Genomic DNA, 22,966 nt, shown 5'->3' on the forward strand with positions numbered 1-22,966 from the left:
CAGATGGTTTCATATTTGAACACATTATAGCATCAGAGGAGAAAAACAACAACAATATCCGTAATGTTTCAAAATTAAACGGATATACTGTGATATTTCATTGACGATTGTTTCGATATTTGTGTATTATGAGTATAAATTCAATTGTTAAACGTTACCAATGGAGTTTGATACAAAAGAAAAATAAATTCTTCAAAATTGTTTCAAAATGAAACAGTGTGAGGTGGGTACATGATAAAGCTATTAATAATTGCAGACGACTTCACCGGTGCACTGGATACAGGAGTACAGTTTGCAGGGCGTGGTGCCAATACTCTTGTGGTCACAGACCTTCAGTATGATTTTCATGATATAGAAGAAAATGTGGATGTCCTCGTCATGGTTACTGAATCCAGACATATAGACCCAGAGGAAGCATACAAAGTTGTCTATGATATTTCGAAAAGAGCGATCCTTGCGGGGATCTCGAATATCTACAAAAAAACGGACTCTGCCCTAAGAGGCAATATAGGCGCTGAACTGAAGGGGCTCATGGATGGCGCGGGGATAAAAACACTCCCCTTTATCCCTGCTTTCCCAGCACTTCAGAGAATTACAAAAGATGGTGTGCATTATATAGAGGGAGTACCAGTGGCAGAGAGTATTTTTGGAAAAGATCCCTTTGAACCGATCCGATACTCTTCTGTTGAGGAGATCATTTCAGGGCAGATAAAGGTTCCTGTGGTGATTCAGAGAAATGGGAAACCAATAGAGAATCAAGAAGGAATTCATGTTTTTGATGCCGAAACAGAGGAAGATCTTCAGAGAATCGGTGAAATTCTGAACATAGACGGTATAAGATTTTCAGCAGGATGTGCAGGTTTTGCAGCAACGCTGGCGGATCTTCTGAATATCAGAGGAACGGCTTTTAAAGGAGAAAGACTGGAAGAGAACCTATTTATCGCCTGTGGAAGTGTCAATCCAGTAACCATCCGACAGATGAGAAAAGCCAAAGAGGAAGGCTTCCCTCAGGTACATCTCACACCGGAACAGAAGCTTGAAAAAGAATGGCTACAAAAAGATACATCTAGAAAAGAGATTGAAGAATGGCTACGAAGAGCAGGTGCTGAAAAAAGATTCATACTGGATGTCAATGATCCAGATGGACAAGAGGATACAAATCGGTACAAAGAAGCCCACGGACTGACCACAGAGGATCTGCGCGTTTCTATTTCGGAGAATTTTGCAGCCATCATGAAAAGACTGCTTGATGATGGTCTTCGGGCTACGGTGCTCTGTACAGGAGGAGACACATTGATGGCTCTCATGCAGGTTCTTGGTATTTATGAACTGACACCGCTTTATGAACTGTCACCTGGTGTAGTAGCCACGAAATTCCACTATCAGGGAAGAACCTACAATATGATTTCAAAGTCTGGTGGGATTGGCGAGGAAGATCTTCTTTTAAAAATTGCGGAAATGATATTTTAATCTATATAACAGGAGGAATGAAATGAATTATGTTACTTTACCAGGGTTGACCTCTGATGGGAAACTCTACTTCAATGAAGATATGGGCACAGTGGAGGCAAAGATTCCAGCAGGAAGGTATCTCACCTGCCATTCTCCAGCCATGCTGGAGCTGCCAAACGGAGATCTTCTGTGCTGCTGGTTTGCAGGAAGCTATGAAGGAGAGCCTGATGTGAGTATTGTCTGCGCACGTCTTCCGAAGGGAGCAGACAGATGGACTGATCCGGTTCTTGTGTCTGGAGATCCAGAAAGAAGCGAGCAGAATCCATCTTTATTCAACGGTCCCGATGGGGCTGTATGGTGTATGTACACCGCTCAGCTTGCAAGAGAAAACGGCAAGGACAATATGCAGTTCACCTCTCAGATCCGTTGCCAGAAGAGCTTTGATGGAGGTCTCACTTGGGAAGCCTATGAGACAGTTTTTCCAAGAGAAGGAAGCTTCTGCAGACAGCCCATCCAAGTGCTTGAAAATGGCAGATGGATTTTCGGCAACTGGCTTTGCACAGATTCAGAAGAAGGACTGGCAGGAGATCCTAGTGTGTTCCAGATTTCAGAAGATGAAGGGAAGTCCTGGAGAATGGTAGAAATGCCAAACAGCCGGGGAAGGGTTCATCCAACGGTGGTGGAGCTTGGTGGTGGACATCTGGCAGCGTTCATGAGAAGCCGGGAGGCAGACTTTATCTACAGAAGCGAGTCCTTTGACTATGGCGACACCTGGTCAGAACCAAAACCAACACCGCTTCCTAACAATAATTCCTCCATCAGTGCCATCAGAACAAAGAGCGGCAGGGTGGCAGTGGCTTATAACCCGACTTCCACACCAGTGCCTGTAAAAGGAAAAGCAGCATGGCCAGGACTGAGAAATCCTGTGGCGGTGGCGCTTTCAGAAGATGGTGGTCTGACTTTCCCTATGATCCGATGGATGGAACGAGGAGAAGGATTCATTGGAGAGGAGAATAAAACAAACAACAGACAGTATGAGTATCCCTACATCATGCAAGGTGCTGATGGAAGAATTCACCTCACCTATGCTGCTTTCACCCGTCAGTGCGTGAAGTATGTCTCTTTCTTTGAGGAAGATGTTATGGGCAAAAAGCGTGAATATATGGGCGTTTATAACCCAACTTCCGGGGAAGGCACCAAGTAAGAAGTTCGTGAAGAAATAAAACCTAAACAAAAGAAATGAAAATGAGGAGTGATGCCAAGTGCTTCAAACATATACCTTGAAAATGCCCCAGGCCGTCTTTGGCGGGGAGAACTCACTAGACCAGATCACAACCGTGCTGAAACAGAGAAATGTGAAACGCGCTGCTATTTTTACGGATAAAGGGATTCTTGCTACAGGTCTTTTTAGTTTGCCGGAGGAAGCTGTAAAAGCGGCAGGTGCGGATTATTACATTCTCTCGGACATTCCTGCGGAGCCATCCTACGAAGCGGTACAAAACATTGTGGATGAATATAAGAAAAGCGGAGCAGACATCATCATCGCCGTAGGCGGCGGAAGTGTTCTAGATGCGGCAAAGCTTGCCAGCGTACTGGTCACAGATGAGTATGGCGTAAAGGAGCTTCTGGATAATCCGCTTCTTGCGAAAAAGTGTGTACCGACCATTCTGATTCCAACCACAGCGGGTACTGGAGCTGAAGTGACGCCAAACGCCATCGTGGCAGTTCCGGAGAAGGAGCTGAAAGTAGGTATTGTCAATGATCATATGATTGCAGACTATGTGGTTCTTGATGCAAGAATGGTGAAGAACCTGCCAATGAAGATTGCTGCTGCCACTGGAGTTGATGCTCTAGCTCATGCCATTGAGTGTTATACCAGCAACAAAGCAAATCCTTTCTCGGATACCTTTGCTCTGGAAGCTCTGGATCTGATCTTCCAGCACATTGTTGCTGCTTGCACAGACCCATCTGCCATGGAAGCAAAAAACAAGATGCAGATTGCTGCGTTCTATGCCGGATTTGCCATCACTGCTTCAGGTACCACAGCGGTTCATGCGCTGAGCTACCCCCTGGGTGGAAAGTACCATATTGCCCACGGTGTATCCAATGCCATCCTGCTGGCTCCGGTCATGCGCTTTAATGCACCATACTGTGAGGACAGACTGGCCCTGGCCTATGACAGGTGCTGTCACGAAGAAAAGAAAGAAGCAATCACTGACAAGGAAAAGGCTGAATGGATCATAAAGAAAATTGAAGACATAGTCAAAGAACTTGAAATCCCTACAAGCCTCAAGGAATTCGGTGTGCCGAAGGAAGACCTGGAGGGTCTTGTGGAAGCAGGGATGCAGGTGACAAGACTACTTGTGAACAATAGAAGACCTGTGACGCCGGAAGATGCTAGAAATCTGTATTTAGAAATTCTGTAACATAATGCGAAGGATAAAGGAGAAAAAAGATGAAACATGTAGATCTTAAAGGAATCATTCCACCAATTCTTACCCCGATGAACGAGGATGAAACCATCAACCTAGAGGAGCTGCGCAATCAGATTGAAAGAATGATTGAGGGCGGTGTCCATGGAATTTTCCCTTTCGGTACCAATGGAGAAGGCTATATTCTGAATGAAGAAGAGAAGATCGAGGTGCTGAAGGCGACCATCGAGCAAGTGAACGGACGGGTTCCGGTCTATGCTGGCACTGGCTGCATTTCCACAAGAGATACCATCCGTATGAGCAAGAAAGCTGAAGAACTGGGTGCGGACGTCCTTTCCATCATCACGCCAAGCTTTGCACTGGCTTCCCAGAAGGAGCTGTATGACCATTATGTGGAAGTGGCAAAGAATGTGGATCTTCCCATCGTTCTTTATAACATCCCGGCAAGAACTGGAAACAAGCTTCTGCCTGAAACTGTGGCAAAGCTTGCGAAGGATGTGCCAAATATCATGGGTGCAAAAGACTCCAGCGGTGACTGGGACAATCTTCTTGCCTACATCAATCTCACCAAGGATCTTGACAAGGACTTCAGAGTGCTTTCTGGAAATGACTCTTTGATCCTTCCATGTCTGGAAGCCGGCGGAGCAGGCGGGATTGCAGGATGTGCCAATGTATATCCTCATGTGCTGGCATCCATCTATGATTACTTCAAGGAAGGAAAGCTGGAGGAAGCAAAGGTATCCCAGGACTCCATCGCTTCTTTCAGAGCAGTATTCAAATATGGAAATCCAAACACCGTGGTGAAGAAAGCAGTGAAGCTTCTTGGCTACCCTGTGGGAGACTGCAGAAGACCTTTCAACTATCTTTGTGAGGAAGGTGTGGATGAACTGAAGAAGGTTCTCGAAGAGAACAAAGAAAAAGGAATGAAATAAGATGGAAAATAAATTAAAGCCTCTAGTGGGGATCACCATGGGAGATCCCTTCGGTAACGGTCCGGAGATTACAGTCAAGGCTCTATCAGATGAGAAGCTTTATGAAAGGTGCAGACCCCTCGTGGTGGGGGATGCATCTTCCATGAAGTATGCACTGAAAGTAGCAAAGAAAGTAAGTGGTGTGGACCTTCACCTGAACGTGGTGGACCGTCCTGAAGAAGGAAAATATACCTTCGGCACCATTGATCTTCTGGATCTTTCCCTGGTGCCTGAGACAGAAATTCCAGATACATCCGATCTGGAAAGTCCCAGACCTTTTGGAATCGGGGCATGTGTCCTAGGTGGCGAAGCGGCTTTCCAGTATGTGGTGAAAGTCATTGACCTTGCCATGAAAGGGGAGATCGATGCCACGGTGACCAATGCGCTCAGCAAGGAAGCCATCAATATGGCTGGACATCACTTTGCGGGTCATACCGAAATTTACGGCTCTTATACAGGAACAAAGAAGTACACCATGATGCTGGCTCACGGAGACTTGAGAGTGGTTCATGTATCTACCCATGTTTCTTTAAGGGAAGCCTGCGACAGAGTGAAAAAAGACAGAGTGCTGGATGTCATAAGAATTGCCAACGAGGCCTGTAAAGCACTGGGCATCAAAGAACCCAAAATTGGTGTGGCGGGTCTGAACCCTCACAGTGGAGAGAACGGTATGTTCGGCTGGGAAGAAGTGGAAGAGATTCATCCGGCCATCGAGGAAGCTATGAAAGAAGGCATCCTCATTCCCGATAAACGTTCCACGCCACCAGACACCATTTTCTCCAAAGCCGCTGGCGGCTGGTATGACATAGTTGTGGCCATGTACCATGATCAAGGACATATTCCGCTGAAACTGAAAGGCTTTGTCTACAACAGAGAAGAGAAGCGCTGGGAAGCAGTGGAAGGGGTGAACGTCACCTTAGGGCTTCCAATCATCCGGGCCAGTGTAGATCACGGTACAGGGATTGATCTTGCGGGCAGCGGACGCTCCAGTGAGGTAAGCCTCGTAAATGCCATCGACTATGCAGTTCAGATGGTTCGCTCCAAGAATCAGTAAAAAAAGATCAAGTCAGGAACGGTTATTTTTAAGCAATCATAGAGACTCAAAAATAATACTTCAAAAAGAGAGGAGTTCAAAAAATGACGACCCCAATGATCATCGCCATCATCATCACCGTATTTATGATTTTTCTTATCATGACAGAAAAGCTACCTTTTGGTGCACCACCACTCCTTGCCTGTCTTCTTATGGTCCTTTTCGGGATTGTTGATATCAAGACCGCCTTCGGAGGATTCTCAAACCCCACCATTGTCATGCTGGCATCGTTTATGGCCATCATCGTGGCACTGCAGAAAACCAGTTTCATTGAGAGCTTCAAGAAGGCTATGTTCAACATGGCTGGTAGAGGCGGGTTTAAAGCTTATGTGCTTTTAGTCATCATCGTCATGCTGGGTACAAGCCTTTTCGGAACAGGATCCACTGCTTACTATGTGCTGACACTTGGAATTCTGTCCACCATTCCCTTCAACGAAAAGCTTCCTGGTTCAAAGATCATCATGTCTTCAGGCTTTGCGGCAAACCATCCGCTGATTCCAGTGAATGTTGCACTGCAGTATGGTATCGTGGTTGCGGTTCTTGAAGCAGCTGGTGCTGCTGTTGGAAAGATCTCTTTGGTTAGATTTTCCGTGGTGAACCTTGTATTGTCCCTGGCGTTTCTTGCTTGGACCATTCTTGCTTACAAGAGACTCCCAAGCCATGCCATCGACACCGTGGAAGAAAAAGAAGATGCACAAAGTGCAAGAGTGTCCACACTTCCCAAGTGGAAGGAAACACTCACCTATTTCGCCTTTGCCTTTGCTGTTGTCGGTATGATCCTTCAGAGCAGAATCGGAGATGCTGGGTATGTAATGCCTGGACTGTCCGTAGCGCTTCTTCTTGCCATCAATGTCATGGACTTTAAAGAAATCCGTGATGCCATCTGTTCCCCAATCATCCTGATGTCTGCTGGTGTCATCGGTATCGCCGATGCTCTGGGAAGCACTGGACTCACTGCACTTGTAGGAGAAACTGTTGCCAATATGCTGGGATCCAACATCAATCCTTTTGTCCTTGTTTTTGCCTTCTGTATTCTCACCAGTGTTCTTGCCACATTAACAGGCTCCACCTTGGGTACAGTGTATGTATTTGCACCTCTAGCCATCTCTACCTGTATCAGTCTTGGTCTTAATCCTACAGCAGCAGCTGCGGCCATCGTCATATCCGGATGGAATGGACATTTCCTCCCCATAGACGGAATGCCAGCCATGATCATGGGACTTGGAAAATACAAGCTCATTGATTTCTGGAAGTTTACAGTACCCATGTATTTCATCAGACTTCTTGCTCTGACAGCTGGTGCGCTTCTGATGTTCCCAATGTAATAGATTCGGAACATCCACTTTGATCGTATGTTGTTTCCTGCAGAAGAGAAGAGGGTTCATGTGAGCCTCTTCTCTTCATAAAAGGATGATAGAAGGAGAGTAATAAAATGAACTGTACATTTGAACTGGAACATATCGGAATCAATACTCCCAATGCAGCGGAGGCGGAAAAGCTTGCAAAGCTCTTAAGCTTCATCTTTAATCTTGAACCTCGCCATGGTCAGAAGTCTGAGTTTGGCGGTCCTTACTTCGAATGCATGAAAGCACCTTTTCTGGGAGCCAATGGACACATCGCCATGCGTACACCAGACCTGGATGCAGCCATAGAAGAACTGAAGGGGAAGGGATTCTCTTTCAATATGGATACAGCTGCGTATTTCGAAGATGGAAAAATGAAAAATATCTATCTGGACGGCGAATTCGGTGGTTTTGCCATCCACATCATGCACAAATAACAAGAGGAGAGCAGGAAGGTTTTGCCGGGGCCGTCACCCTAATACAACTGTAGAAAAACTGCTGCAGGATGAAACCAGCTAGAACAATCCAGCTTGATTTTGTTTTTTGATATCTCTTCGAATGAAGTTCATGCGCGCTGTAACAAAGAGAAAACGAAGGTGACGTTTCTTCTGAAACAATTGCTGCATCTCATCATTCTTAGAAAAAAGGATCTGCAGATCGTCCGGTCATGGGATGATGATGCAGATTCTTTTTATTATAAACTCATTTGTAACCTACACGACAAAGAAAACTCAAAAGTTCTACCGCGCTTTGATGTAAGGGTTTCTTCTTACACAAATCAAGGCACAAGTTTTTTCATTGTCATGGCATCTCGTGTCCACTATAATGAAACCAGCAGTACTTTGAATATTTAGAAATTATTGAGCAGTTTCATTCTGAGTGGCAAAAGGCAGGTGCTTTCCATGAATAAAGCAAGAAGAAACCGAAGGATCATTTTTTTCTTTCTAATGACATTTTTGGTGGGAATCATTTATCTTGCCCTGACCTTACCATCGGAAGACTATGGGCTTGTGAAGAGAAACCTCATAGACCTTAATGAGGGATGGAGAGTGGAGTATGAAGACATCACCCTTCAAGATGTCTCTTTTCCACGTGAACTTCATCTGAAAGAAAATACGAGATATACAGCGGCAAGAACTCTGCCAACACTACCCTCTGATTCTGCAATGCTTCGGGTAAGGTCTTCCATGCAGGACATCATTGTGTATATTGATGGTGTGGAAATTTTTAGAGACCTCAAGGGCAACAGTGGATGGCTCACGGCTCCAGATGCCAGTCTTTGGCACTTTTTGAGTCTCCCAGAAGGGAGCAGCGGAAAAGAAATCACCCTGGAAATGGTGTCTCCTACCAGAGCGTTCTCGGGAACGCTGAACGAGGTGTATGCCGGTGAGGGGATTGATCTCCTCTCTCAAGTGATAAGAGCCAATGCAATGAAAATTATTCTAAGCATCCTGTTTCTCATTCTTGGCATTTTCATGCTCATTCTATCCTCTTTTGTCAATAACCTGGAGGACAACCGGCTGATTTATCTGGGTGGTTTTGCTGTGCTTTTTTCTGTCTGGCTGTTTGGGGAGTCTAAAGTACTGCAGCTTTTCACCGGGAACCGGTTTATCATCGGTGGAATCAGTTATATGGTGATTCCACTCATCGCCATATCCTATGTCCTGTTTCTAAAAGAGTCTGTACTCCAGAAGTACAAATCGGTGATGGTGGGCTTGGCAATTCTGTTTTTTGTGAATTTAGTGGGAAATGTTCTCCTGCAGGTTTTTGGCATTCTTAATTTCATTTCCAGTATGGCGCTGACTGTGGTGCTTGTAAGTCTTATGATCGTAAGTTCCATGGTGCTCATGGCCATAGAATGGCGGATGGATGGGAATCTTCAGGCAAGGACTATGATTCTGAGCTCTTTTATCCCAGCCGTTTTTCTGCTTGCTGAAGTCAGCACATTCCTTCTGGGGAGGTATGAGATGACAGGGTCACTCACAGGAATCGGCATTCTTCTGTTCTTCCTGCAGATCTCCTATTTCACGTTCCGGTCTGTGGATAAAGCCATCCAAAGTGAGAGAGAATCAGAGTTTCTGAAGAAGATGGCCTATGTGGATATCCTTACTGGCATGGGCAATCGGGCTGCTTTTGAAAAATATGTGGATGGGCTGAGAAAAAAGCACAGTGGGAAACAGTTCCGGCTTGCCATGATGGACATTAATAATCTGAAGTACATCAACGATCATTTTGGTCATAAAGAGGGAGATGCGGCCATAAGAAAATGCGCTAAAGCCATGAAAAAGTATCTTCTGCCCTATGGCGACTGCTTCCGATTGGGAGGAGATGAGTTTGCAGCGATATTATACGATCTGGATGAGGAAACCTATGCGCATCTCATCCGATGTATGAGAGAAGAAATCCATGGGGTAGAGAACAACCACCCATACCGGGTGGACATTGCAGTGGGATCCAATGTTTATCAGGAAGACAGATTTACGGATTTTGGCACTTTCATCCACGAAACGGATCTTCGAATGTATGAGAATAAGAGGAAGGTCAAGGAAAATCAGCTGGAAGTCATGGGTTGAGGGAATATAAGCGTACAGAAGAAGAGCCTGAGAGGCATCCATAGAAAGGATGCTTCTCAGGCTCTTCTTTACGATTACTTAACGGGAGGGCGTATTATGGATGGTTATTGTCTAGTAGCCCATATCTATGGAAAGAGGAATCTGGGATTCAACGTGATGATAATCCACTTCCTTTCCATCCACATAAACTCTAAGTGGCAGATCCTTTTGGGTGGTAATTTCAGTATGAAAGAGTACATAGGAGTTTGGGTTATACCCTTCATTACTCGTGAACTCCACCTTGTAGAACTCGTCAAAGAACCATTTTGATTCAGAGCCCATGGAGAGATCTGCGTCTTCAGTGGCTCCGTTATAGAGTATGAGATAGTTATTATAATAGGAGCCATCTTTAGAAGAAGGTGCTTTCTTATAAGACATCACATAAATACCGTCTTCGGACTCCTGAGAGGTCTTTAGCCAATGGTATACTTCAGGGTAATTCTCATAGTTTTCAATACTGATTCCTGATGCGCTGCCTACACTGGTGGTACTTGCGCTGAAAGTCATGACCCCCATGAAGAGGAGAATGACCATGAGGATCGGAATGATAATGACGGCGATGAGGATTTTACCGAGTCCGGTCTCTTTTCTTTTAGTGTATAACGGCATTTTTGCCTCCTGGGGTACGGTTTCTCCACATTGAGGGCAGTGGTCCCAGGAAGCATTTAGGGGATAGTCGCATCTTTGGCATCTGCCCTTCAGCTGAGTGCCACAGGAAGGGCATACTGCATAGCTTTCGCTGACAGATGCTCTGCAGCTGGGACATTCCAGTGCTCTTTCTTCTGAACGCACGATGAGATAGATGATGAGTCCGATGAGGGCAGGGGAGAGAATCGCGATGAGGGTCCATAAAGGAGCGTTCATACCGCGGCTTGTAGCGTCACGGTAAACGTAGACACCGATGAGGATGGGAAGGACCAAAAACAGTCCAAGGACTATGAGGAGATTGGCTGTTATTACAAATGACATAATCATCTTCCTTTCATACTATGTTACTTATGACAGGAGATTAAAGAGAGTATGTGCTTCTCTTTTCTCCAGCTGTTTTCTGGTGAAGACCACGGCAATGACCCCAGTTCCTGCCAGCCACAGGGCAAGCACAGAAAGGAATAACACACTGAGTGCCATGGAATAGGGGGCGGCCCAAAAAGCTGCGAGTCCTAGGGCTATAAACAGAAGATGAGAGGAGGCTGTAAGAAGCAGCAGCTGTCTTACTTCTCTTCGTCTCTCGGCAAGGAGCGTCAGCTTTTCTTCGGTTATTTTTGGTGGGGTATACTGCTCAAAATCAAAATTCAAGTTCATGAAGCATCTTCTCCTTTAGTAGCGCTCTGGCTTTACTGAGGCGGGATTTTACGGTTCCTTCTGGAATATCCAGCACCTTTGCGGTTTCTGTGAGGCTCAGGTCCTGGAAGTAGAATAAAATGACTGTCATTTTCAGTTTGTCTGGGAGACCGTGAACCGCTGCATGGAGGTCACTGAAGTCTTCTTTCTTTTCTTCTTGGGCACTGTTTAGAATCAAGTCTTTCTCTTCTTGTGAGCTGAAGTAATCAAAGAGCAGGCTGATTTTCTTTTTTCTGTACTGGTCTTTATAAGTATTGACGCAGATCTTTGTGAGCCATCCTTGAAACTCAAGTTCCTGATTGTACTGATGAAGTTTTCGATGGACTTTGAGCCAGGTTTCCTGATAAAGATCCTCTGCATCGTCCTTGTTGGTGCAGAGTGTTCTGCAAAGACCATAGAGTCGTTTTCCATATTTATCTATATAGGCTTCGAGCACTTCTGCACCTCCCTTTACTCTTATATACGAAGTGTACCACTGTTTGGTTCATGAATTGTGAAATTATTTTTGAGATTCTTAATCAGTGTAGCTAAGATAAAGGGTATCAGAATTAGAATAACGAGGACAAAATTGGCGATGGATATAATTTAAGAAGAGTATAGATTACTTTCTATCCTTAGAGATATTTGGAAGTTTGATTGATATATTACAAAAGATTCATTATAATGGATTGTAAGAATATTCGTATATTTACGGATCGCTTTGAGTTCAAAAAGTGTCTTGATAATAATTGAAGATAACTGTGATGAAGTTGCTTGACGGGTCTCTATTACTTTGAAATCTTATCGGTAAACGTAGAAATGCACCTACAAATGAAGGAGGTTATCATGCAAAAAGTTACTTATTTTGATGTGGAGTATGCAAACTCAAGGAACAAGTCCATCTGTCAGCTGGGATTGCTTTGTGAAGATTACTTATCTAGCGAACCTTACTATCCTGAAAGAAATATTTATTTAAATCCCGGAGATGGATTTGACGACATCTGTATAAGGATTCATGGGATAACATCATCGAAAGTAAAGAATGAACCACTTTTTTCAGAAATTTGGCCACACATTGAAAAGTACTTTACGAATACAGTGGTAATTGGTCATAATGTGGCAGGAGCAGATCTCAATGCTCTAGTAAGAAATTTGAAACGCTACAATATTGATATTCCAGAGCTCTATTATGTGTGCACGTTAGACTTGGCTCGTCAATATGTACCTTCCTTTGCCGTTGAAAACTTTAAGTTAAGTACTCTTTGCAGTTACTTTGATATTGATATTGACTCTGAACATGACGCATTTGATGATGCATGTGCCAATGCGGATCTGCTGAAGGCCATGATAAATGCTTATAAGATTAATATCGATGACCATATTAAAAGGTATAATCCAGTTGAAAGTAACGAGTTTCAGCAGTATATCGCTGGTCCTGTACTTAGAAAAGCAATCAGTGAATTCTATGGAATCGTAAGAGGATTCTCCATTGACAATAGAATAACTTCTGAAGAGGCAGACTACATCAAAAATTGGAGAAATCAGTACTGTCAATATACTGTGAGTGAGGAAGTAGCTTCGATAATTGATACCATTGATACAATACTCGAGGATGGAGTGGTGACTGTAGCAGAATCATTTGATCTTCAACGAACCGTGAGGCAGTATATGGATCTGGTTTCAACTTCTCCAGTGACATTGGCAACGCAAATTCTAAATGGTATCATGCAGGGAATCATCATTGATGGTGAAATATCTGCAGAAGAAAGTGAACATCTGAGAAGATGGCTTTATGACAATATCTATCTTTCTGGGCATCATCCTTTTGATAAGGTTATGGAAATGCTGGAAAAAGCACTTTCTGATTCCATCATTACTAAGGAAGAGTCAGAGTATATAACAAAGACAATACGAAGCATTCTGAATCCAGTAGAAGAGCTGAAGGTTCTTGTCCATTCTGTAGAAGGAAAAAATATATGCCTGACGGGTAATTTTGCGTATGGGAGTAAGCCTGATGTTGCTCAGTACCTGAAAGTACGAGGGGGTCTCATTGACAGTACAGTGAAAAAATCTACAGACATACTTCTCGTAGGAGCTCTTGAATGTCAAGCGTATTCTCATGGCACCTATGGTCAAAAAGTACTTAAGGCCATGGAGTACAATGAGAAAGGCTGTAAGATTGAAATTGTGAAACGAAGGATTCAGTGGGTGCGTGTTGCAGTGATTATTACAGATGCTTCGGAAGATCACCGATCATTTTAAGAACTACATCAATATAAGCTTTTCTTTTTTGATCATCCAAGAGAAAATGATCTTTTTTGTCCTCTGCCAGAATTCTTTCCAAAGGGTGCACAATACTTGCATAAAGGATGGTCATGGGGACTTCCACCTCGGAAGAACGAAGTGTATAAGCTCTCAACAGGACACTTCGAAGCTGCTCATTCATTTCGTCAGTGACACGGATGATCTCTAAAAACAGAGAATCTGGGTCTTCAGCGATACGGGCTTCTTTAGAGAGGATGGTGATTCCTGGGAAGCGGATACAGTAGTCCATTACATTTTCACAGAAACCATGGAGCTTTTCGTAATCTGAGAGTGTTTCGTCTTGAAGTGGTTTTATGGTGGATTCCACATTCTCAATGTAGAATTCTTTAGTTTTATTGATTAGTTCTTCTTTGGATCGGAAATAATAATTGATCGAAGCCACATTTACGCCCGCTTCCTTTGCAATGGCCCGAATGGGAACGTTCAATGACCCCATTTTTCCAATGAGGTATAAGGTTCTATCCAAGATCTTTTCTTCCACACTGTTTAGTTCTCTCATAGCCGCTCCTTCATCCATCTGTCGTTTTGTATTAGTATACCACAATTTCCCATAGTTCATGGATAGCTCCAAATGATGAAATCATGACTGGAGTGTATAGAAATGTGGGGTATGAGGTTGAATAAAATACCAGATGAGAGAACCTTAAGTCAATAAATGATGAAATAATTTAAACAAAGTGTTTAAAACATATTGATTAAAATGGTGAAATAGATTACAATTTGTTTGTGAAATAACGAACTAGGAGGAAACCATGAAAAAACTAATTGTACTGCTTTTGGCCATGATGATGCTTGTGAGTGCGGGCTGTGGAGCGAAGAAGGATGCACCAGAGGAAAAGCCAGGAGAATCTGTGGAAAGTCTCTTTACAGAAGGAACCTTTGAAGGAACTGGAAAAGGACACAATGGAGAAATTAAAGTTGCGGTTACATTCAGCAAAGACCGCATAGAAAAGATTGAAGTGCTGGATCATAAGGAATCCCTGGGCATCTTTGAAGCACCTGTAGATAAGATCCCAAAAGAAATCATAGAAGAGCAGAGCTTGACTGCGGATCTCATCGCTGGGGCGACTGTGACATCCAAAGGTCTTCTGGAAGCCATTGAGAATGCCTGTATTGCAGCAGGAGCCAATGTGAAAGCTCTAAAGAAGGCGGAAGAAAACAAAGAAACTGAAGGTGAGGCCGTCACCCATGAAACAGATATAGTTGTTGTGGGCGGAGGTATTGCGGGATTATCCGCTGCCATGGAGGCATTGGAGCTGGGGGCGAAAGTGATCCTGGTAGAGAAAATGCCCATCGTAGGCGGCAGCACCACAAGATCCGGTGGAAAGATCTTAGCTGCTGGTACCGATATTCAGAAAGAACACGGTATTGAAGACAGTGCGGAAGCTTTTGGAGATTTTCTTCTGGAAGTGGGAGAGAATCAGGTAGATGAAGAGTATGTCAGACTTGTGGCTGAAAAGTCCAATGAGAACTTTGAATGGCTCATGGAGCATGGGGTAGAGTTTGCGGATGACATTGAGCCGCTTCACTCCACCATCAGTCCTGCCAGAGGACATTATACAGCGAATCTTTCTGGAGCAGGCATGATCACACCTTTAGAGAAGGCATTTCTTGCAGCGGGAGGAACCATCCTTTATGAGACTCCTGCCGTGGAGCTTCTGAAAGAAGGAGACAAAGTAGTTGGCATCAAAGCCACCAATCCGGATAAGGATGACATCACCATCAAAGCCTCATCGGTCATTCTTGCTACGGGTGGATTCAATCACAATGAAGAAATGATGAAAACCTACATACCATTCCTGAAGAAGTATACAAGCAACGTCGGCCTTGGAAACTCAGGAGATGGGATTACCATGGCACAGGCGGTTGGTGCAAGACTTCTCATGAGAGAAGCGGGCATCAATCTGACAGTCAATGGCGGCACATACTATGGATATGGAGAAGAGTTCAAAGGTCTTTTTGTGAATCCTGATGGAGAGCGTTTCATGGATGAATCGATTTTTCATTTCACAAGAACAAGAGTCCTGATGGACCTTGGCATCAATGAGATGTATGCCATTACCACAGAGTATGATGACCGCATTGGAAAGGCCATGGAAATGGGGGTTGCTTTTGAGGCGGATTCTGTGGAAGCTCTTGGGGAACTGATCAAGGCGAAGAACCTCGCCGAGACGGTCTCAAGATACAATGAACTTGCTGAGAAGGGGAAGGATGAGGACTTTAACAAGGATGCTTCCTTTATGAAAGCAGTGGAAGGTGAGAAGTACTACGCGCTCTACATGGGAATGAGCAGTTCTGGTACTTTTGGCGGGATCGACACGGATCTGCAGGGAAGAGTGTACAGCGAAGATGGAGCCATCATAGAGGGACTCTATGCAGCAGGAGAAACTGCTTCCGGTCGTGTTCTTTACAAAGAATATCCCGGATCAGGGACTGCCATCATGTGTTTCCTGACCTTTGGTCGTGAGGCTGGACGTCACGCAGCGGAAAATTTGAAATAAGAATGTAGATGAAAGAGGAGTATCGCTAGGATGCTCCTCTTTTGACAGTTCAGTAATACTGGATCATTGGAGAGAAAAAATAAAGTGATCATCTGGGAGGTTACCGCGTCTTTTTTTGTCAGATAAAGAGGAGCATCTTCTTTTTAGGTGTTTAGCAAGATACTATCATATCTTAATTGAGAAACTCCTCATATAGTTTGTCAATTAGTATATTTATTAAGGTTTGTCAAATATTGCGTTATATAGAAAACTGTGTTATATTTAAGCTATATAAAAAAAGTATTGATGTAATGGGGCATTATATTATCATTCTGATAGGTCATTGCGTCAAGATTACATCCAAGGACCCGGATGAAGCCGCAGCTGAAACTAATAGCTTTTTCAATTTCTATAAAAGGAAGGGTGGTAATGATGACCAAAAACACAAAAATAGTGATCGGTATAATAATCGTATGTATTTCATTGTTTGCAACTCAGTTTCTAGTGAACCCCCAAAAAGAGGTGCCAGTTCAATACATAAGCGGCATGAATGTTATAAATATTGAAGATCCTAAGGAAGTAGTGGGGTTTGGAGATTATGTATTTGTTGCACGCGTTGATGAAGAAATCAGAAACGTGGATAGCAGCGCTGAAGACCTTGACCCGGGTATTCCGATGACTACATACTCTATTACAGTTCTTGATAATTTAAAAGGGAAAATAAAGAAAAATACACCTATAGAATTCAGTAAGATTGGCGGAATATCATCCTCAAGTAATATGCTGACTCTGCTCGAAGGGGATGTAATGCTTGAAGAAGATCAGTATTATATTCTAGTTGCTGCAGGAAATGATGATGGCTCAATTGTACAGGCGGCTGCAACAGGAGCGGTCAAGTTAGATGCTACAAGTGAAGAAGAAATAGTGTCATCACAAGCATACAAGGATTATGAAAAATACATTGATGAAGAAGTGGAATACCAAAGACCAAGATATAAATCGATGTATGAAGAATAACTTGCTTCACTAGGATAGATGCCCTTTTGCCTATGTATGTGACTTGAAGTCCAGGGAGTTTATACTTAAAAAGCCTGAAATCCATTGTGAACGTTGGATTTCAGGCTTTATTTGATAAGATCATTAATTTTAGTGGTTTTTATCCATTGCCAAATAGAATGTTGATAAAATTCTGTCTTGTATCTATGATGCGGATGATCTTCACTGTTTCTTTTTCTAACGATAGAACACATAATTTTTCTCTAGGACAAAATACATATAATCTGTGGGTATATCTATGACGTTAATCAGTGGTCTACCCATGAATGGAAACTGTTCAAATTGTTTGATGCTTTTAAACATCTCATTTATCTTTTCAGCAGCCAATTCTACATTAAATTCTTGTTCGAAATAGACTTTGATTTTCATTAAATCTTCTTTTGCCACAGGTGAAAACTGAATGGGATACGCTGTTATAATCCGAAGGTTGACTCAATATCTTCCATTGACATCCACCCATCCTCTCTGGAGGATTTTTCGCCTTCTTCAATATGTGCCATTAGCTTCAAGGTAGCTTTTACTTTTTCATTATCTTCAATATCCATTAGGACATATTTGCCGCGTCCTTTTTTTGTCAGATAAACAGGAGCATCTTCTCTATAGGCGTTCAACATGTCATTATAATTTCTCAAGTCAGAAACTGGCCTTATATTTGACATTTTTATCAACTCCTTATGTTTATATTGTATATTGTATAAATAAATGCTGTAAAATACAATGTAGATTTTACAGCTTTGTGAATCTTAGAGTGACATGGCATAATAATTAATGTTGGTAGAATGTTTGATGGATGAATAGAGCGGATAGAATCTTACTTACATTCTACTCTGTTCGCCGAAGTGTTATGAGTGAACAGACACCGTTATTTATGGTACAGTTCACCGTACCATATCCATCGGCGTAAAAAAGATGAGCCTTTTAAGCGACTAAAATAACGCTACAAATTGGCTGGTCTTTTTTTGTGGGATTCATATTTTCACATGTTACAAAATAAATTTTTTTTCGTCGCTAAATTCTTTGCTTATATCATCGCCGAATCTACTATGTGGCTTATCCAAGTATAGAGAATACAATTCTAGTATAATCTCTTCGTCATCAGTTTCAGCTATAACAGTTATCATGTATTTTCTTAAATACTCTTCATCAAACATTGCATCAATTTTAGAGGATTCGAAATAATATCTATGTGTACCACTCATACTGTGAGACAATGTATCATATAACATTCTGAAAATGGTATCTCTTCGTACATGTCTAGAAATGTATGATTTGAATAAATCTTTATCATGACTCAAGTTTCTATATAATGCCCAGATACTTTTGTAATGATAGTATTCATCAAGGTACAAATCAACATCATAATCAATTATTTTATTGGCCATTTTTGATTCTAGTTTTTTCCATTTCTCTTCTCTACCCTCAATATTTCTGTTCTCATTGTCTTTACTAAACCAATAAGAAATTGTGTTAATAGTTAGAAGTTGATCGTATTGTCCATCCACTTGTTTCATAAAATTTTCAAACTCGCTATCACTTAATTTCTGTATTAATTCCCACATCAAATAGTAGCAACGCTCACGACCGCTTAAACCAAAAAAAAACGAAGAGTCATCAATCTTAAAAATATTCCAAAGTAATGTTTTAAGAAGTTCGAGGACGGAATCAGCAGCTATGCCATTAGTATTAAGTTGAATTATTTCGAGAATTTCTTTGTGTGTATGAAAAGGAACTGAGTTCAATATCCTAGAAAAATTCGAGGAAATTTTCATACTATCCTTGTTAATCGATTGGATAAAGTTATCTGTTAGCCCTCCAAGCATTGAAAATTGATTTTCTGTTTCACTAAAGTACAAATCAAAATATTTAGCATTTGCAATGCCTCTGTTTCTTGCAATATTTTTATAGTTAGTAGGGTCTATATAATAATGCTCAGGCTTCAAGTCTCGATTATTGCTGAATCTTTCAACATAAGGGAATAATAGGCTTAATAAATCTCTGGTATTTGGAAATTTTGTAAATAGTTCTTCAAAAAATATCTTTCCGTCAATGTTGAAATTTTCTCTCGAATAAGTTTCTAACCATAAATCCTGATTGTAAGAGATATCTTCTGATACAAAAAACTTTTGATTACAATATATATACTTGTAGAGATCATAATGTTTCATTTTAATAAATTCGATAATCATTTTATCTCTTTTATATAAATTAGAATTATCTAACAATGCTTTTACTGCTATGGAGTTTATAAATCTCTTGAAATCTCTAATATCATCAATATGTGTTGAGATGTAAGAGATAAATTTTTCATATTCAGCCTTTTCATCCCCTACTTTCTCGTACAAATCAATTAAATTCGAAGTGCTAACTTCTACTACGGTTTTCATCGCATTGCTGTTGATCTCTGGAACATTGATCTGCATTTGAATAATTTTTTTAATATAGTCGTAATCGATGTTTAGATTTAAGTTAAAGACAGTTCTTACTTTTTCATTATCGAATGAAATTACGTACGTTATACGATCAAAATCTAATACAGTACCGATTAACTTGAAAATAAAAATTACTTTTTCATCCTCGACTCTATCTAGATTATCAATAAAAATTACAATTCTTTTACCACAATGCTTAAGGTACTCATTAATCAGTTTCTTACTGCTAGCAGCATCTGAATTCTGGACGAATAAAGAGTATAGGAAACTTGAGTCTATCGGAGATTTTGATATTGCACTTGAAAGAATACGAATATTACGTTTTATTTCTACGGTGTTCATTTTTAAGTCATTACGTTTTAATAGTGAGTTAAAAAAGTTGTCCACTATACTTTCTTCAGAACCATAAATCCACGGATCAAAGTCATCGATTATCACTATATTAGGATCTATTTCATTAATTACCCTTTTTGCGTTTTTTAGTATAGTGGTCTTCCCGCTTCCCCACTTACCTTCTAAGCTAATAACAAACTTACCTCGTGGTTTTGTGCTTAAGATAGTATTGACCAAATGATTGATTATTGATCTGCGATCAAGCAAGTCATAGTCTACATCCCTTTCATCTAATAAAATCATATTACCAGAGTATTTCACGTTATTTTCAAACAAATTTTTTAAATCAATGACATTTGGTTCATATAAGTCAGATTTCTTCTTTGCATCCAGATAACTGCATCTGCGCATCCAAGTCAAAATGATACTAATAACTATTAAAGCGACAAGGATTATGATTTTATACGATGATGACATAACAAAAATTAAGATTACAGCTATATAGAAAATTGAACTAATTAACATAATCTGTAAAGCAAAATCATAAATATTAATGGCGTTTATTTTTCTCCATTCAAAAATATGAATATGGGACAGATAATTGAATAGAAGTATGAAGAGAAAAGACACTAGAAGCAGAGATGGTGAGAATCCATGCTTTTTAATGATAATGGATGGGTAATTCTTTATGTCTACATATGCAGTGAGACCAACTATTAATGTGACATAGTGTATTATTGCGTTAATCCCATACTTTGAATAAATTTTAGAAATGTAGGTGCTTTTAAATTCACTTGTAGGGTTAAGGCTATTAACTTTTTCTCTCACATTGTACCATCTCCTAATTTTTCTTAAACAACATAAACAATGAAGAATGCTTTATCCATATTAATAGATTTATCAAAAGACTTAAGCCGTAAGTAATATTGAATACTAAATTAGCCCGAAATTCTTCTCATAGAAGTCCATCAGCTATTCAATAACACTCTGCTTCTTTGCAGTTCTGTTTCCACCACCAAAACGTGAAACTGGGGGCATGATCTTGTCGATGTCGGTACCTATAGTCTTTAAAAGTCCATCTCTAAACGAATTATCCATTAATTTTTTTGTCTCTTCCTGCTTGAGTTTCTCTTCTGTGATGAGCTGATTAAGATCGGTTTCTTTCTACTCAGCAACAAACCTACGCCAGTCTTCATCCACATCTGTAGCAGCGTTGACTGTATCTATGAAGTGCTCAATTAGTTCCTTCTTGCTTCTCAGCTGTATACTAGAGCGCATAGCCTTATTGATAGATAAAAGAATGCTCTTGTCCTTTGTCAGTCCCTATAGAGGACAATATAGAAAACTTAGTAGTACTGATAGCATTTAATAGTCAAAATTTCACTGTTTTAGAAGTTTTAAAATGTAGTTACGATATTAATAAATTAAACTTATATTCACAAATACATTCACAAATACATAGGAATAACTATGAATATTTCTAAGTCCAAATTTTAGATGTATACCAGTCTTTTGGGATAAGAAATGATAAGTCATAGATAACCATCACAGGTTAATATGATCTAAGCAAATAAAGCATCAGATGTTAGCGACTTACTGTCGAATCAATTCAGTTATTTCTAGAGCAATTTCATCAACAGTATTAATTGCTGTATTACGTGCTACTTTATCTGCCAAGGAAGGACTATAGTCTATAACTTCTTGTTTTGTAATATCATGCCAAATTGGAAGCAATACTTGTTCACCAGAAACAGATCTTGTTATTAGTCCATCTAGTTCATAATTTGTCCAACCTTTTCTTATAAATGATCGAGTGATTACTACAATTCCAAAGTTACTTTTTGCTAAACCAATATCTATTTTTCGGCGAAGACTATCTCCAATCTTCAGTTCAAATTCATCATACCAGACACTAAGCCCATTATCTCTTAATGCATTAGCTAATGGTCTCACAATAGCATCCTTATCTTCTGAAGCATGAGAAATAAAAACATCATAATCCCGCTTTGTGTCAGTTTTGAAACTATCTTCTATGCCAAGATTTAGTGACGGTACGGATGATAATGGTTTTTGTTTTGCCGCTGGTAATTTTCCTGGCAATACTTGTACACTAGATTTAACTTTTCCTGCATATCCACCCAAATCTACAATTACATACCAACGTCCACTTTGAGTTATGGTGGCTTTATATGGGGATCGTGTAACATATCCTCCAATAAATCTATGTCTTTTTCCGGCTTTAAAGTTCGAATAATTTGAACTATCCATAATACGCACATTTGCGGCATATCCTAAAGATACTTCAACAATGGTACCAGAAGAAACATTACCTAAATCGTAATATTGATATTGCATTTGATTACTCCTCCTCACATAACTCATTTTAGTAACTCACAATGTGTACTAACTTTTCATATTATCAATTAACTTAATACTTAACCAATCGATTGATCTATTTCAAACTACTGTAATTAATTGCTTAATTTTTATTATTTTCCGTGCTAGGTTTTTAATGTGTAGTATGTATGTTTACAGCATTGAAAATGTGGATTCAGTAAGTTGATTGACACTAAAAAAGATCTTTAATAATACTATTATATCCAATTATACGATAAATAGGTATTTAATAATAAATATACTGCAATATTTATAAATCATTTAATTAAAGTTAACTATTGAAATTGTAAGAATGCGACGATAAAAATGGGTTCGTTTTTCGAAGACAACAAAAGATTTTAAATAGAATAGAATATGTGTGCGTTATAGAAAAATGCGAGATTGGTCCAAATATATTGTATTACTCGGATAGAATAATTTAGAGAAAGAGAAATACCTCACTGTAAACATTCCAGAAGTACCCTTTGACCTTGTCAAAACAACACTATCGGAGTTTGGAGAACTAATAGAGGCAACTACTTCCAATGAGGAAATCAAGACTCTTCTTCATCTCCTAATAGAGGAAATCAAGGTTGGAAATGCTAAAAGACTAGAGAATGTAGTCGTCAAATTCAATAAAACCCTTGTGGATAACATCATAGAAAATGGAGGATTACGTGAAGGAGGTAGTCCTCTTTTACGTTACAAAAATAGTGTGGAACGCTATTTGTCAATATAGTTGTC

At 40.6% G+C, this 22,966-nt stretch carries 19 protein-coding genes and 1 pseudogene; 11 read left to right on the plus strand and 9 right to left on the minus strand.

Translation table 11 applies throughout. The features are described 5' to 3' along the window. The first annotated feature begins 231 nt into the window (after positions 1-231). The 8 genes from DEF30_RS11320 (at position 232) to DEF30_RS11355 (ending at position 9,864) form a co-directional block, all read left to right on the plus strand. Entirely contained in the window at positions 232-1,470 is a 1,239-nt protein-coding gene (locus DEF30_RS11320; RefSeq protein WP_294099386.1) for a four-carbon acid sugar kinase family protein, read from the plus strand. Between the two features lie 22 nt (positions 1,471-1,492). Further along, entirely contained in the window at positions 1,493-2,656 is a 1,164-nt protein-coding gene (locus DEF30_RS11325) for a sialidase family protein (RefSeq protein ID WP_294099389.1), read from the plus strand. 58 nt (positions 2,657-2,714) lie between these two features. Then, positions 2,715-3,878, plus strand: coding sequence for an iron-containing alcohol dehydrogenase (locus tag DEF30_RS11330; protein ID WP_294099391.1), 1,164 nt, complete (start codon positions 2,715-2,717; stop codon positions 3,876-3,878). Positions 3,879-3,907: 29 nt separating this feature from the next. Next, positions 3,908-4,816, plus strand: a complete 909-nt coding sequence (gene dapA, locus DEF30_RS11335) for a 4-hydroxy-tetrahydrodipicolinate synthase (RefSeq protein WP_294099393.1) — start codon at positions 3,908-3,910, stop codon at positions 4,814-4,816. Position 4,817: 1 nt separating this feature from the next. Beyond that, positions 4,818-5,909 carry a 4-hydroxythreonine-4-phosphate dehydrogenase PdxA gene (pdxA, locus tag DEF30_RS11340; protein WP_294099396.1) on the plus strand — a complete coding sequence of 364 codons (1,092 nt, stop codon included), beginning with the start codon at positions 4,818-4,820 and terminating at the stop codon, positions 5,907-5,909. A gap of 83 nt (positions 5,910-5,992) precedes the next feature. Beyond that, a complete protein-coding gene (locus DEF30_RS11345; protein ID WP_294099400.1) occupies positions 5,993-7,273 on the plus strand; it encodes an SLC13 family permease in 1,281 nt (426 codons plus the stop codon). A 107-nt stretch (positions 7,274-7,380) separates the two neighbouring features. Then, positions 7,381-7,728 (plus strand): 2-dehydro-3-deoxyphosphogluconate aldolase, encoded by a 348-nt coding sequence (locus DEF30_RS11350; protein ID WP_294099403.1) that lies wholly within the window; start codon positions 7,381-7,383, stop codon positions 7,726-7,728. Between the two features lie 510 nt (positions 7,729-8,238). Next, positions 8,239-9,864 (plus strand): GGDEF domain-containing protein, encoded by a 1,626-nt coding sequence (locus tag DEF30_RS11355; RefSeq protein ID WP_294099406.1) that lies wholly within the window; start codon positions 8,239-8,241, stop codon positions 9,862-9,864. 111 nt (positions 9,865-9,975) lie between these two features. Here the strand turns inward: DEF30_RS11355 and DEF30_RS11360 are convergent, their stop codons facing one another. The 3 genes from DEF30_RS11360 to DEF30_RS11370 are packed head-to-tail and all read right to left on the minus strand — an operon-like array spanning position 9,976 to position 11,680. After that, on the minus strand, positions 9,976-10,872 hold the full coding sequence (locus tag DEF30_RS11360; protein ID WP_294099409.1) for a zinc ribbon domain-containing protein: 897 nt from the start codon (positions 10,870-10,872) through the stop codon (positions 9,976-9,978). A 27-nt stretch (positions 10,873-10,899) separates the two neighbouring features. Then, a complete protein-coding gene (locus tag DEF30_RS11365) occupies positions 10,900-11,205 on the minus strand; it encodes a hypothetical protein (protein ID WP_294099411.1) in 306 nt (101 codons plus the stop codon). Continuing rightward, complete coding sequence (locus DEF30_RS11370; protein ID WP_294099413.1) at positions 11,189-11,680, minus strand: sigma-70 family RNA polymerase sigma factor; 492 nt, start codon at positions 11,678-11,680, stop codon at positions 11,189-11,191. Before DEF30_RS11370 ends, DEF30_RS11365 begins: the two co-directional genes overlap by 17 nt. A gap of 389 nt (positions 11,681-12,069) precedes the next feature. On the opposite strand from DEF30_RS11370, the gene DEF30_RS11375 reads away from it, so the two are divergent. Next, positions 12,070-13,485, plus strand: a complete 1,416-nt coding sequence (locus DEF30_RS11375; RefSeq protein WP_294099415.1) for an exonuclease domain-containing protein — start codon at positions 12,070-12,072, stop codon at positions 13,483-13,485. Here DEF30_RS11375 and DEF30_RS11380 read toward each other — a convergent pair. Next, positions 13,451-14,047, minus strand: a complete 597-nt coding sequence (locus DEF30_RS11380) for a TetR/AcrR family transcriptional regulator (protein WP_294099417.1) — start codon at positions 14,045-14,047, stop codon at positions 13,451-13,453. The two genes, DEF30_RS11375 and DEF30_RS11380, sit on opposite strands and share 35 nt — an antisense overlap. A gap of 253 nt (positions 14,048-14,300) precedes the next feature. Between DEF30_RS11380 and DEF30_RS11385 the strand changes: the two genes are divergently transcribed. Together DEF30_RS11385 and DEF30_RS11390 are read left to right on the plus strand one after the other, a co-directional pair. Then, positions 14,301-16,049, plus strand: coding sequence for an FAD-dependent oxidoreductase (locus DEF30_RS11385; RefSeq protein ID WP_294099420.1), 1,749 nt, complete (start codon positions 14,301-14,303; stop codon positions 16,047-16,049). A gap of 408 nt (positions 16,050-16,457) precedes the next feature. Beyond that, positions 16,458-17,045, plus strand: coding sequence for a hypothetical protein (locus DEF30_RS11390; protein ID WP_294099421.1), 588 nt, complete (start codon positions 16,458-16,460; stop codon positions 17,043-17,045). Positions 17,046-17,261: 216 nt separating this feature from the next. Here the strand turns inward: DEF30_RS11390 and DEF30_RS12140 are convergent, their stop codons facing one another. The 5 genes and pseudogenes from DEF30_RS12140 to DEF30_RS11410 form a co-directional block, all read right to left on the minus strand. After that, a complete protein-coding gene (locus DEF30_RS12140) occupies positions 17,262-17,504 on the minus strand; it encodes a type II toxin-antitoxin system RelE/ParE family toxin (protein WP_366409643.1) in 243 nt (80 codons plus the stop codon). Continuing rightward, positions 17,498-17,743: a type II toxin-antitoxin system prevent-host-death family antitoxin gene (locus DEF30_RS11395; protein WP_294099423.1), complete on the minus strand. Its 246-nt coding sequence runs from the start codon at positions 17,741-17,743 to the stop codon at positions 17,498-17,500. Before DEF30_RS11395 ends, DEF30_RS12140 begins: the two co-directional genes overlap by 7 nt. A 324-nt stretch (positions 17,744-18,067) precedes the next feature. Beyond that, the gene (locus DEF30_RS11400) at positions 18,068-20,674 is read right to left on the minus strand and encodes a P-loop NTPase fold protein (RefSeq protein ID WP_294099426.1); all 2,607 of its coding nucleotides are present in this window, start codon (positions 20,672-20,674) and stop codon (positions 18,068-18,070) included. Between the two features lie 144 nt (positions 20,675-20,818). Then, positions 20,819-21,166: pseudogene (locus DEF30_RS11405) on the minus strand (hypothetical protein). A gap of 273 nt (positions 21,167-21,439) precedes the next feature. After that, the gene (locus DEF30_RS11410) at positions 21,440-22,201 is read right to left on the minus strand and encodes a DUF1883 domain-containing protein (protein ID WP_294099429.1); all 762 of its coding nucleotides are present in this window, start codon (positions 22,199-22,201) and stop codon (positions 21,440-21,442) included. Positions 22,202-22,966 lie beyond the last annotated feature (765 nt).

It is taken from the genome of Proteiniclasticum sp. (assembly GCF_003514505.1).
Taxonomy (GTDB): Bacteria; Bacillota; Clostridia; order Clostridiales; family Clostridiaceae; genus Proteiniclasticum.